This window comes from Paraburkholderia sediminicola, assembly GCF_046027355.1.
GTDB classification, from domain to species: Bacteria; Pseudomonadota; Gammaproteobacteria; order Burkholderiales; family Burkholderiaceae; genus Paraburkholderia; species Paraburkholderia sediminicola_B.
The window spans coordinates 18,182-31,106 of sequence record NZ_JAQQEK010000057.1 but is presented as its reverse complement, the minus strand read 5'-3'; the positions used below and the strand labels follow the sequence as shown (position 1 = coordinate 31,106).

The 12,925-nt window shown below is 61.4% G+C and carries 10 protein-coding genes; 5 read left to right on the top strand and 5 right to left on the bottom strand.

The annotated features are described in order from the left end of the window. Both PQR42_RS43475 and PQR42_RS43470 read left to right on the top strand, forming a co-directional pair. Positions 1 to 469, top strand: a 469-nt coding sequence (locus PQR42_RS43475; RefSeq protein ID WP_408495798.1) for a dehydroquinate synthase/iron-containing alcohol dehydrogenase family protein, incomplete at its 5' end; no start/stop codon positions are given. Between the two features lie 42 nt (positions 470 to 511). Then, positions 512 to 1,414, top strand: coding sequence for an NAD(P)-dependent oxidoreductase (locus PQR42_RS43470; RefSeq protein ID WP_408392422.1), 903 nt, complete (start codon positions 512 to 514; stop codon positions 1,412 to 1,414). 104 nt (positions 1,415 to 1,518) lie between these two features. Here PQR42_RS43470 and PQR42_RS43465 read toward each other — a convergent pair whose 3' ends face one another. Together PQR42_RS43465 and PQR42_RS43460 are read right to left on the bottom strand one after the other, a co-directional pair. Then, entirely contained in the window at positions 1,519 to 2,814 is a 1,296-nt protein-coding gene (locus PQR42_RS43465; protein ID WP_408392419.1) for an MFS transporter, read from the bottom strand. A 227-nt stretch (positions 2,815 to 3,041) separates the two neighbouring features. Next, a complete protein-coding gene (locus PQR42_RS43460; RefSeq protein ID WP_408392416.1) occupies positions 3,042 to 3,863 on the bottom strand; it encodes an N-acyl homoserine lactonase family protein in 822 nt (273 codons plus the stop codon). A 118-nt stretch (positions 3,864 to 3,981) separates the two neighbouring features. Between PQR42_RS43460 and PQR42_RS43455 the strand changes: the two genes are divergently transcribed. Together PQR42_RS43455 and PQR42_RS43450 are read left to right on the top strand one after the other, a co-directional pair. Beyond that, positions 3,982 to 4,857: a LysR substrate-binding domain-containing protein gene (locus tag PQR42_RS43455; RefSeq protein WP_408392413.1), complete on the top strand. Its 876-nt coding sequence runs from the start codon at positions 3,982 to 3,984 to the stop codon at positions 4,855 to 4,857. Between the two features lie 205 nt (positions 4,858 to 5,062). Beyond that, on the top strand, positions 5,063 to 5,524 hold the full coding sequence (locus tag PQR42_RS43450; RefSeq protein WP_408495795.1) for a hypothetical protein: 462 nt from the start codon (positions 5,063 to 5,065) through the stop codon (positions 5,522 to 5,524). 70 nt (positions 5,525 to 5,594) lie between these two features. Here PQR42_RS43450 and PQR42_RS43445 read toward each other — a convergent pair whose 3' ends face one another. From PQR42_RS43445 to PQR42_RS43435, 3 genes are read right to left on the bottom strand one after another with little or no spacing between them, the layout of a single operon-like run. Then, positions 5,595 to 7,064, bottom strand: a complete 1,470-nt coding sequence (locus tag PQR42_RS43445) for an efflux transporter outer membrane subunit (protein WP_408392407.1) — start codon at positions 7,062 to 7,064, stop codon at positions 5,595 to 5,597. Beyond that, on the bottom strand, positions 7,057 to 8,244 hold the full coding sequence (locus tag PQR42_RS43440; RefSeq protein ID WP_408495793.1) for an efflux RND transporter periplasmic adaptor subunit: 1,188 nt from the start codon (positions 8,242 to 8,244) through the stop codon (positions 7,057 to 7,059). Before PQR42_RS43440 ends, PQR42_RS43445 begins: the two co-directional genes overlap by 8 nt. Then, positions 8,234 to 11,425: an efflux RND transporter permease subunit gene (locus tag PQR42_RS43435; protein ID WP_408495791.1), complete on the bottom strand. Its 3,192-nt coding sequence runs from the start codon at positions 11,423 to 11,425 to the stop codon at positions 8,234 to 8,236. The genes PQR42_RS43440 and PQR42_RS43435 overlap by 11 nt, the downstream gene beginning before the upstream one ends. Before the next feature lie 940 nt (positions 11,426 to 12,365). Here PQR42_RS43435 and PQR42_RS43430 point away from each other — a divergent pair. Further along, on the top strand, positions 12,366 to 12,764 hold the full coding sequence (locus PQR42_RS43430) for a hypothetical protein (RefSeq protein WP_408495789.1): 399 nt from the start codon (positions 12,366 to 12,368) through the stop codon (positions 12,762 to 12,764). The last annotated feature ends 161 nt before the right edge of the window (positions 12,765 to 12,925 follow it).

Below are 12,925 nucleotides of genomic sequence, written 5' to 3'. Positions count from 1 at the left end.
CGCCGAGCCGCACAACTATGCGGTGCGAGCCAACCTGATGTGGACGGCAACGCTGGCTTTGAACGGCCTGATCGGCGCCGGTGTGCCGCAGGACTGGGCAACCCACATGCTCGGCCACGAGATCACGGCACTGCACGGACTCGATCACGCACAGACGCTCGCCATCGTCCTGCCGGCCATGCTGAGCGTGCGCCGCGAGTCGAAACGCGGGAAGTTGCTGCAGTACGCCGAACGAGTCTGGAACATCACTGAAGGCAGCGAGGACGAACGTATCAGTGCGGCGATCACGGCGACGCGTGTGTTCTTCGAACGCATGTCGGTGGGAACCCGCTTGCGCGACTATCAGATCAGCGGCCAGTCGATCGGCACGCTGATCACGAAACTCGAAGAGCACGGGATGACGGCACTGGGCGAACACGGCGACGTGACACTCGACGTGAGCCGTCAGGTCTATCAATTTGCAGTCTGAACAGGCCCGCATTCGCGCGGCCGATCATTTGGAAATGGCATTATGAAAATTGGATTTGTAGGACTTGGCTCGATGGGCGCAGCGATTGCGAAGAACCTGATCGACGCCGGGCACGACGTGCAGGTTTTCAATCGTAGTCCGGCCCGCGCCGAACCGTTGCGCGAAGCGGGGGCGAGTGTCGCGTCGAGTCCCGCGCAGGCGGCGCTGGGGGCCGACGTAGTCTTCACGATGGTGGCCGACGATTCCGCGCACGCAGCGGTCACGTTCGGCGAGGCGGGCATCGCCACCACGCTGAAGCCGGGTGCGCTACACATCTCGATGAGCACGATCAGTGTCGCCGCCGCGCAGGATCACGCTGCGAAGTACCGTGAAGCGGGTCTTGCCTTCGTGTCCGCGCCGGTGTTCGGCCGGCCCGATGCCGCGGCGGCGCGCAAGTTGTTCATCATGGCGGCCGGCGCGGACGAGCACCTCAAGGTTGCCGTGCCGCTTCTCGAAACGCTTGGGCAGTCGGTCGGCATTGTCGGCGAGGATCCTTCGCAGGCGAACCTGGTGAAGCTGATCGGCAATTTCATGCTGTCCGTGATCATCGAAACGCTGGGCGAAGCCTGTGCCGTAGCGGGCAAGGCCGGCATCGATCCGATGCGTCTGGTCGAGCTCTTGACGAGTGCAAACTTCAATGCGCCGCCATACAAGATCTACGGCCCGCTAATTGCGTCGCAGCAATTCCAGCCGCCTGGCTTCTCGTTGCCGCTCGGCCAGAAGGACAACCGCCTGATGCTGGCAGCCGCTGAGGCACTGGGCGTTCCGCTGCCGCTGGCAAGTCTCGTCCACGACCGGTTCCTGACGTTGCGCTCGCAAGGGCTCGGCGCTGAGCACGACTGGTCGGCGGTGGCACTTTGTGCGCTGTCCGATGCAGGCTTGAGCAATGCGCTTCACGGCGGCTGAGCGCAATGGGCACGATGCCGCTCGCCATGGGCGGCATTTCACATGCCGAACAGCGCGCGAGTGGGGATGTCGAGCATGAGCGGATCCGACGTGCTATCCCAGGCTCAGCTACGACCCATATTCGGCTCCGCCGTCGTGTCACGCTGACGTCGTGGTCTCGCGGTTTCCTTGATCAACATCACGAACGCGCTTGTGCCAATCAGACAGAGGCCCATGACCAACAGTCCGGCGGAAAACGAGTTGGTCAACGAGCGCGCGAAGCCGACGAAGTAAGGTCCTCCAAATGCCCCGATCATGCCGATACCGTTGATCATGCCGCTAATTCGAGCCGTCACTTCAGGGGGGACGAGCTCGGTGGCGATCGACCAGAGTACTGGCTGCGATCCGTAGAGTGTCGCGCCGGCGATAACGAGCAGCGCCATGTTCGCGACGAAGGGATTGGACTCAAAGGTCTCGCCGCCAACCAGAAGAGCCAGGCCGGAAATCGCTAGCGGTATCGCGGAAAAGAGCCGCCGGTCGAGTTTGCGATCCGACCAGTAGGTCAGGATCGGCATGAGCACGATCGCGAACGCGTAGGGAATCGATGAGAGCCAGCCGATGTCCGTCGGCGAAAGCCCCGGCTGTTGATGAATCACACTGGGTAGCCAGATCACAAAGCCGAGGAAGCCGGTATTCCAAAGCAGAATCGCCGTTGTAAAGAGCCACACCGCCGGGCGCCGCAATTGCGAGCTGAAGGACACTGGTATTGGCGACGGCGCTTGCGACGCGTGCCGCTTGTTTTCCGAGTCGAGGTGTTCGAGCAGTTGCGCGCGATCGGCGGCTTTCAACCACTTCGCGTTGCGCGGCGAATCGGCCACGCCCCACAGCCACACAAACACCCATACGAGCGGGAACACGCCCTCGACGATGAACAACGTGCGCCAGTCGCCGAGCTTCAGGATGTAGCCGGCGATAGGACCGCTCGCCATCGCGGCGAACGGGTAACAGAGTTGCCAGATGCCATTTGCGCGAGCACGCTCGGACGGCGCGAACCAGTTTCTGACGAACAGCAGGAACGTCGGGAAGATGCCGCCTTCGAATACGCCGATCGCGAAGCGAACCGCGACCAGCTGCTGCGCATTGTGCACAAACCCCTGCGCCATTTCGATCGCTCCCCACAGCACCATCAGCATGGCGATCAGCACCTTGCCATGGCCCTTGTCGGCGATCCAGCCGCCCAGAACCTGCGAAGCGCCGTAGCCGAGAAACAGCACGCCCGACGCGAATCCGAGAATCGAGGCGGTCAGTCCGAGCTCCTTGCCCATCGACGGAATCGCAAAGCCGATGTTGGTGCGGTCCATGAAAGCGATGATAAGGGTCATCATCATCACGGGCAGTAAGCGAAACCATCTTTGCTTCATCGTCTGTCTCCACGTTTCGCGTGCATGGCGACAAGGCGGCAACTAGCCCAATGCGACAGCACGTGTTTATCTTTGTATCGCTACGTCTTGCAAACTATCGCGGCGTTGCATCGCGACGGTCTTGGCCGTCTCAGCATGCGAGGCACCGCACAAAATTCTGCTCAGGCAGCGCAAGAACTAAATCCGGTCTTGCGCCGCCCTGAGCATCCGGGGTCAGACCTTCCGACTCATGTGTATCGATGCGGCGCCGGTTGCCACTTCTTCCAGAAGTCGGGATCGTGGCAGATCACCAGTTCACCGCCGAAGAACTCGCACAGCAGGCGCAACCGCGCGATCGATGCGATCGCCTGTTCGGTCGTGTGCGCATTGCCGGGCGGTGAATCGGGTTCGAGATTGGCCGGGCAGAACACGGCGTCGCCGGTCATGAACATGAGCGAGCCCGACGGCAGACGCACCATCAACGATTGATGTCCCGGCGTGTGGCCCGGTGTCGTGAGCACGGCCACGCCGGGCTTGACCACCTGATCGCCGCGCAACAGTTCATAGTCGATGTCGCAATCGAAGTAGGCGCGCTCGTACGGCCGCGCGGCAAAGCTGTCTGGCTGATACGCAAAGCGGTATTCCGAACCCTGTACCAGGAAGCGCGCGTGAGGGAATAACCGGTTGCCGCCCGAGTGGTCCCAGTGGAAGTGGCTGTTGATGACGATCTTGACGTCCTCCGGCGTACGACCGAGGTCGGCCAGCCGGGCGCGAATGTCGTCCTGTCGGTCATAGCGCGCGATCATTTCGGAAAAGCGCTTCATCGACAGGCAGGGATCGGCGCGATGATCTCGTTCGCAGTCATGCGGCAGAAGACCGGTATCGAACAGAATATGTTCACCGTCCGTCATTTCGATCAAGGCGCCGGTCACGGGAACCTCGACGCGTGTGCCCATTCCGCGCCGCATCGTCAACGACGACTGGTCGTTGATCAGCGTGCCGAGGTTGAACAGCGCAACGCTTTTGACAAGCGTTTCAGTCGTGCCGGACAGGCTGGCTGACACAGTCATCGTCTCGTTCCTATTTATGGATCGCCAGGCTCTCGGTCGACGTTTGCGACGAGTATGCTAGTCATCGCCCCTCAGAAGAAGTAGTCTTTACTTTCTTCAAAACATAAAATTTCTTTCGATGGACTCCCGCTATCTTCAGAGCTTTGTCTACGTGGTCGAATTTGGCTCGATCGCGGAAGCCGCCCGTCGGCTCGATCTGACGCCGGCCGCGGTGGCACAGCGCGTTAAGATGCTCGAGACGGAGTTGGGCGGTCAGCTCGTGCGCCGCTGCGGACGCACGGTCGGTACGACGGAGGCCGGCGAGCGCATCCTCGAACGCGCTCGCAAGGTGCTGCACGACATCCGCGACCTGAAGTCGGATCTGGAGAATCCGTCGACGCTGGGTGGGCAACTGCGCCTAGGCGGCATGGGAACGATGATGACGAGTCTAATCCCCGTCATGCTTGCCGAACTGCTGGCGCGTCACCCTGGAATCGACTTTTATCTCGAGCCTGGCACCTCGCACGACCTGTATCGGAAAGTGGTCAGTGGCGATCTCGATGCCGCGGTCGTCGCACGGCCGCCGTTCAATCTGCCGAAAAGCTGCGACTGGCACACGTTCAGGGAAGAGCCGCTCGTGCTCCTGACGCCTGCCGCGATGAAGGTGACGGATCCGCACGTCACATTGCAGACGGAACCGTTTCTCCGTTACGACCGCAATGTTGTCGGTGGGCAACTCGCCGAGAGCTACCTTCGGCAACATGGCATCACGCCGCATCAACGCTGCGAGCTCGACGGGCTCGGCGCGATTGCCGCGCTGGTGGACCGCGGTCTCGGCGTTTCGCTCGTACCCGACTGGACGACAAAACCACCCGCCGATCTAGCGCTTGCCAAATGGCCGCTGCCGCATCCGTTTCAGAAGCGCGTGGTCGGGTTGATATGGGGACGCACCTCGGTGCGTATCCGGCTGATCCAGGCTTTCTTGCAAGTGGCCTCGGAATTCGATTGTGGCTAGGCGGCACAGTGCCGTCGCAAATTTATCGTAAATACAGCCTCGGCGATATCGCTATAGAATTGACGCGACCCAACCGTGAATGTCGATGATTCGCGAGTCAGCAGGGCCGTTTCGCAACTCTCTAGTCGATACACTTTCAATGTCCCATAGCACTCGCCGGCCCACGGGCCGCGCTTCTTTTGGTCGGCGTCACCTGAGCAAGGAGATGCTGCTCCCAATGACGAGGCGAGCTGCCTCTGATATCTCGCTCGCAAATCACCTTGCGCTTGCGGTCTGCCGCAAAGGGCAAGGAAACGCTCATCTGATCAGTGAGCTGAACAGAGCCGTCTATCTGACGTTCTACTTACAAGAGGCCGGATTCGGCAATGCATCTGTCGATTTGTATCGGCGCGCCGAGGCTGCATTGGATCAGGCTGCTGGCAGGGCACAGTGTGACGGCGTGTGGCAAGTCAGTGCGGAGGTCGCGAGTATGCTTGAGGAAATTCTCGCCATTCACGATCAGCAACTGACGGCGGCTGCGACCAGACACGTGATCGAGGCCAAAGCGCGGTTTGCCAGGTTGAACAGAAGCAACCACCGTTCGCCGGTTTCGGAAGACGCACGGCCGACTGATCGCCGCGACGACTCCGAGTTCAACGTTTCCGCGACCGCCAACAGCTTGCAATAGTCCGGACAGGGAACGCGCTCCGAAGTAGCCAACAATTCGGGGCTGCCGTTCCCGCGCCGTGCAGCGGCGGTCAATTCGCGCTGGGTGCTGTCGCTGTTGCGACGAGTGCCGGCGCCGCAGCCGCTTGAGCCAGTTCATCGCTCGACCATCCACCGCCGAGCGCATGCAGGAGTTGCACGTTCGCACTCAACTGGCGCGTCTGGATATCGAGCACGCTGCGTTGCGCTTCCAGTGCGACCGTCTGCGCCTGCACGACATCGAGGTAGCCCACCACGCCCTGGCGATATTGACGCAACGCGAGGTCGACCGAGTACTGCGCGGCGTTGGCTGCATCCCGTTGCTCACCCAACGCAGTGCCGAGATACGACAGCAGGGCAAGGTTGTCTTCAACCTGCTGGAATGCAGACAGCACCACGCCGCGGTAGCGTTCTCCCGCTTCTTCGGTTGCCGCCTTGGCGGAATCGAGTTGCGCACGACGGTACCCGCCGTCGAACACGTACTGCACGAGCTGCGGGCCGACCGCCCAGAACAGATTGGGCGCGCTAACGAGGCCGGCGTAGGCTGCGCTTTGCACACCGCCCTGCAAGCTCAGCATGATGTCCGGGAAGTAGGCCGCCCGCGCGACGCCAATTTTTGCGTTGGCCTCGGCCACGCGGCGTTCCGCCGCAGCGACGTCGGGCCGGCGCTGCAGCAGCGTGGACGGCAGGCCGGTGGGAATCGCCGGCAACGCGATGGCGGCGGTCTGGGGCGGCAGGCTGAATTCGGACGCAGAGGTTCCGACCAGGACCGCGATCGCGTGTTCAAGCAGAGCCCGTTGCGCCAGGTTCTGCGAAAGCTGCGACTTCGCCGACGAAAGTTGCGTTTGCGCTCGGGAAACGTCGAGGCCCGACACGATCCCACCGTTGTGCAAAGTTTGCGTGAGTTGCAGGGCCTTCGCATACGCCACGACAGTTTCGTTCAACAGCTCGGTTTGCTGGTCGAGGCCGCGCAAGCGGAGGCAACTGTCCGCGAGTTCGACCTGCAGGCTCAGCCTGACCGAGGCCAGATCGGCCTGGGTCGCCTGCGCCTCGTCCTTGCCGGCCACGACGGAGTCGCGCACACGCCCCCAGAGGTCGAGGTCATAGTTGATTTCGCCGCCAAGCGTGACGGAGTTGTAGTCGTTCGGGCCGCCCGCGCGCAACGGCCGGTTGTCGGACTGGCGCTCACGCAGCGGCACGGCGCTCACACTGATCGACGGGTACAGGCCCGACTCGACCTGCGCCACGAAAGCCTGCGCTTGCGCATAGTGTGCGTACGCCGCGCGCAAGTCGGTGTTGTTGGCCAGCAGACGCGCTTCGAGATCGTCGAGCTGCGCGTCGCCATACATCTTCCACCAGCCGTTGCGGTCTATCCGGTCGGCGGGCTGTGCAGTGGTCCACGGGCCGACCGTCTTGTATTGCGCCGCGATCGGCGTCGGCGGGACGTGATATTGCGGCGCGAACGAGCAGGCGCAGAGCGCGACGACGCTCGCGAGAAGCGCCGGAAGTCCATACTTAACCATGTGCAGCTGCCTTCTTGTCGGTCGCCGTCGCCACCTCCACGCTGTCGCCGTCAGCGAGTCCGTCGGGCGGTGTATCGATCACGCGATCGGTTGCGGCGAGCCCTGAGCCGATCTCCACCGAGTCGCCCAGGTCGCGATTGATCTTCACCTGTTTGAACAGCACGTGACCGTTCGCGCCAAGCGTGGCGACCACGACGCCGCGGCTATCGAAGACGAGCGCGCTGGCCGGTACACGGAGCGAATCGGCGGAAGCGGGCAACGAGAATTTCAGGCTGGCGAACCCACCCGGCAGCAGCTTGCCGGTAGCGTTGTCGACCAGCAGTTGAACCAGCGTCGTTCCCGAGCTCGAATTGACCGAGTCTGCCGCTGCAACCACGCGCGCGGCGAACTGCTGGCCGGGATACTCGGGAACGGTCAGGATGGCGGTGGTGCCATCGTGTATCGTCGGTGCGTAGTTCTGCGGCACCTGGACATACACGCGTAGCTGCTTGACGTCGGAGACCGCGAACAGCTCCTGTCCGACCCCGCCGCTGCCGGCGTTGACCAACGCGCCGACGTCGGTATCGCGGGCGGTCACCACGCCGTCGAATGGCGCGACGATGTGCGCGAAAGCCTTGGTGGCGACGAGGCGGTCCACGTTGGCCTTTGCGGCCGCGACGATCGCTTCCTTGGCGGCGTAATCAGCCGTACGCTGATCGACATCCTGCTGGGCGACGGAATCGGTGCCGCTTAGCGCTTCCCAGCGCTTGGCAGTCGTACCCGCAAGTAAAGCATTCGCCTGTGCACTCTGGAGATCCGCGCGCGCTTGCAATAGTTGCTGGTCGAGCTCGGGCGTTTCGATTTCGGCGAGTACCTGGCCCGCTTTGACCGGCGCGCCGATATCGACATTCCATGATTTCAGATAGCCGCTGACCTGCGCGAAAATCGGCGCCCGCGTAAACGCTTCGAGGCGGCCGGGCAGTTGCAGCGAGGGGCCGTTGGCGTCGCGCAAGGGCTGGATCACGTTGACGGTCGGCACGGCCTGGGCGTCAGTCCAGGTTTTCAGTTTGCGGGCATCGGCGGCTCGCAGCGTGAGACCGGCGACGACGACGCCTAAGACGACCAGCAGGCCGACCACGCCGGCTACCAGAAGCGGGCGGCGCGACGGTGTATTAGTGGGAAAAGTAGATTCAGACGACATGAGCAGGACCTCCCGAGACGGATGCCGGGGTAGCCGCGCGCCCGGGGCGCGCGTGAACGATACAGAAAATGACGGGGACGAGGAACAGCGAAGCGGTGGTGGCAAACAGCAGACCGCCGATCACCGCGCGGCCAAGCGGCGCGTTTTGCTCGCCGCCTTCGCCTAAGGCAAGCGCCATCGGCATCATGCCGATGATCATGGAGAGCGCGGTCATGAGCACGGGGCGAAAACGCGTAAAGCCCGCTTCGAGCGCGGCCTTGAACGGGTCGCCGTGGACGGCAAAACGTTCGCGGCAGAAACTGACGACCAGAATCGAGTTGGCCGTTGCCACCCCCATGCACATGATCGCACCGGTCAATGCAGGTACCGAGAGCGTCGTGTGGGTCGCGAACAGCATCCAGACGATACCTGCCAACGCGGCAGGCAACGCGGTCACGATCACGAACGGGTCGGCCCACGACTGGAAATTGACCACGATCAGCAGATAGATCAACACCACCGCACCAAGCAGGCCGAACAACATGCCGGCAAAGGCGCTGTTCATCGTCTGGACCTGGCCCAGCAGTGCAACGGAGGAGCCCTTGGGCAAGGTGTTGGCGTTGTCGTGCACGATGCGCTGGATATCGGACGCCACCGCGCCGAGGTCGCGGTCCTGGGTGGTCGCGAAGATCTCGACCATGGGCTGGATGTTGTACTGGCTGACAACCTCATTGCTGCTGGTGCGCTCGACTGTCGCCAGACCGCCGAGGATCTGGGCGGTGCTTCCGCCGCTGGCCGTGATCGGCAGATTTTGCAGGGCGGCGAGCGAATCGAGGCTGTATTGCGGCGTTTGCATCACGATCGGATAAGACACGCCGTTCGCGTTGTTCAGCCAGAACGTGGGCGCGACCTGGCTGGAACCCGCGAGGTTCACCACCATACTGTTCGTCACGTCACGCTCGGTGATGCCGAGCAATTGCGCGCGCGTGCGGTCGACATCGACGTTGAAGGTCGGGTTGCCGTGCGACTGCTCGATCCGCGCATCGACCACGCCCGGCACATCGCGAACCTGGCGCAGCAGACGGTCCGCATACGCGTAGTTGGCGTTCAGGTTATTGCCGCGAATCTGCAGGTCGATCGGCGCCGGCGAGCCGAAATTCAGGATCTGACTGATGATGTCCGCTGGCGGGAACGAAAACGTGACGCCCGGGAATTCTCGCGGCAATCTCTCGCGCATGACGCGAACATACTCGTCGGTTGGACGATGGCCTTCGTTCAGTGCGATCTGGATGTCACCGTCCTGCGAGCCGACCGTACCGGTGTTGTTGTACGCGGTGTTGATCCCGCTGACCGGCAGACCCATGTTGTCGACCACGGTGCCGAGATCCGCGGGCGGAACGACCTGGCGGATCGCGCCTTCGACATTCGCAAAGATCTGCGCGGTCTTTTCAACGCGAACGCCGACCGGTGCGCGCACATGCATCAGGATTTGTCCGGAATCGACCGAAGGGAAGAAGTTGCGGCCGAGGAAAGGCACCAGTGCGAACGAGAGGGCGACAAAGCAGAGGAAGCCACCGACGAACGGACGCCGGTGGGTCAGCGCGAGTTCGAGCAACCTGCGGTAGGCGCTTCGCACCTTTTCAAAGCGCGCTTCGAAGCCGCGCTGGAAACGCCCAAGCGGACCGGGGCGCTTCGTGTCCTCGGCGTGCTCTTCCTGCACATGCTGTTTCAGCAGGTATTTGGCCATCGTCGGCACAAGGGTTCTCGACAGGATGAACGACGAGATCATCGCGAAGATCACCGCCTCAGCCATCGGCACGAACAGGAAGCGCGCGACGCCGTTCAGGAAGAACATCGGCACGAACACGATGCAGATACAGAGCAGCGAGACGAACGCCGGCGTGACGATCTGCGCGGCGCCGTCGAGAATAGCCGTCTCCACCTCCTTGCCATGCTCGAGGTGCCAGTTGATGTTTTCGATGGTCACCGTGGCATCGTCGACCAGAATCCCCACTGCTAACGCGAGACCGCCGAGCGTCATGATGTTCAACGTCTCGCCGAGCGCGGACAGCGTGGCGATGGAGCCGAGGATTGCGAGTGGGATCGAGGTTGCGATGATGATCGTCGAGCGCCAACTGCCAAGGAACAGCAGGATCATCAGGCTCGTCAGCACAGCCGCGATCACGCCCTCGCGCGCCACGCCGGTGATCGCCGCCCGCACGAACAGCGACTGGTCGCCGATGGGCTGGATCTGCAGGTTATCGGGCCATGACGCCTTACCTGCAGCAATCCGCTGCTTGATGCCGGAAATGATGCCGAGCGTCGACACCGAACCGTTCTTGAGCACCGACATCAGTACCGAACGCCGGCCGTCGACGTGCACGATATTGGTCTGCGGCGGGCTGCCGTCGCGCACGTTCGCAATGTCACGAATATAGACCGCGGTGCCATTGGCCGCCTTGACCGGCAGATCGCCCAACGCTTTGATTTGCGACGGTGCATTGTTCAGTTGCAACGTGTACTCGTAGTCACCGATTTTTTCGGTGCCGACCGGCGTAATCAGGTTCTGGCCGGCAAGCGCATTGGCGACATCCTGTGCGGACAAGCCCCGCGCCTGGAGTGCCGCCGGGTCGACGTCGATTTGCACCTGACGTGTCTTGCCGCCGAACGGGTAAGGAATCGCTGCGCCTGCGACCGTCGTGAGAATCGGGCGCACCGCATTCAGGCCAAGGTCACCGAGGTTCTGTTCTGAAAGTCCCTTGCCGGACAGCGCCAACTGGATGATCGGCACGGTCGACGCGTTGTAGTTCAGGATCAGAGGAGGCGTCGTACCTGCAGGCAACTGCCGCAATTGAGTTTGCGCAACCGAGGTCACCTGCGCGTTCGCCGTGCTGATATTCACGCCCGGCTGGAAGAAGATCTTGATGATCCCGAAGCCGGCGACCGATTCCGCCTCGATATGCTCGACGTCGTTCACCGTGGTCGTCAGCGTGCGTTCGAATGGCGAGGTGATGCGGCCGACCATCTGGTCCGGCGGCAGACCCGTGTACTGCCACACGACGCTGATCACGGGAATCCTGATATCCGGAAAGATATCGGTTGGCGTCCTCATCGCGGACAAAGGACCGATGATGAGGATGAAGATCGCCAGGACTACGAAGGTGTAGGGTCGCCGAAGGGCGATACGGACTAGGCCGAGCATGAGAATTCCAGAGCTTGGGGTAAAACGTAAGAGTGTCTTGGCGGAGGCTAGCGCGGCGTGCGATGACGCGCAGCCACGTGCTTGTACCTGCCACAAGCACAGGACGCACTTGAACTGACGGCATATCCGACCGTGACGGAATACTGGATAGGGCTACGCATAATCTGCATTTCTTGAGAATTGCTCTGCTGCTTACGATCAGTCAAAAAGCTTGCGTGCATCTTTCAATTGCCCGGCGTTTGGAAGAGAAAGACATGCGCAACGAAGAGGGTCGCCTTGGGCCACGTGCCGATGTGCTGCAACGTAACTCAAGCGCGAATGTACACAAAGCTCGGCATTCCTGCTGAAGGACGAATAAGAAGTCAGGCACGTATGAATGCGGGGTGAGCCCATTTCGCTTTACCCGCATATGCCGGGAATACCTTGTCATTGTTGGGCAGAGGGATGTCTGGTAAGAACCGGACACAGGCGTGCGAGCGCCGTTTCCTGCGAAGGCTAAACCGTCAGCGTTTTTTATTACCGATTGTTCGAGAGGTCCACATGCGCTCTTGACACCATTTCCTAAGTGGCATTCAAAGAGCTGACGTCGGTTCTGGAGATGAGGTCTTCACGTCACCGTCACATCATTCAAGATGAACGTCACGGTAAAAGCGACGTTTTGCACAAAACAGTTGTGCGGCAAACAAGTGGACTAGAAAGTGGTTTTCACGCCCCGGAGTCGGTCGTCGATCAGCGGAGAGCGATGCTTTCAATTGCATGCCGACCTCCCTTTCCCTTCCGAAATGTCCACGGGCAGTGTTGTCTGCGGGCCGCATAAATTTGCTGGATTGAAGATTCAGTAATGGATAAGGGCCGTAGGAAAGTTTAGCTAACCGTCGCGTAACTCAAGGCTTGGGAGCGCGTCCTACACTTCAGTCCTTGCTTGATTCTGGAGTGCTCCATGGCACCGCGACCCTCCCTTGCGATCGACTCCGTACGTGGCTTCGAATTGACGGGCGACGGTCAGTATTTGATGTTGAAAGCCAATCAGACTTCCAGCATTGCGTTGCATTGCTCGGTCATGCACGAGTTGCTGGCGGCGTTGTCGAACGCGATTGGCGTGTCGGAGCGGATTCGCAGCAAGAAAAAGAGTGTGAAATTCGCGATGCCGTGTGAGGCCTGGGAGATTGGCAAGGACGCCGGTGCGGCAGCCCATCTGATTCTTACATTCCGTCTGCCCGGCGGCGCGGAACTGTCGTTTCGCATGCAACGCACTGAGGCCGCACACATGACGGAAGTCCTGGCGCTTGTGAGCGGCATCGCAAAGATTGGTGATCTGCCCGCCATCACGGTGCAATAGAGCTCGCGCCTGAATCACCCGCGCCCTCGATCGATACGCGACACAGCGTATTGAAGTCGGGTCTCCACGTTGTGTCTCTATCATTTGGCTTCCCTTTGCATGCTTGTTCAAACTTCAACTGCACGCCGTAGCAGGGCGGTGACTCTCGTCGGCCTAAGTGT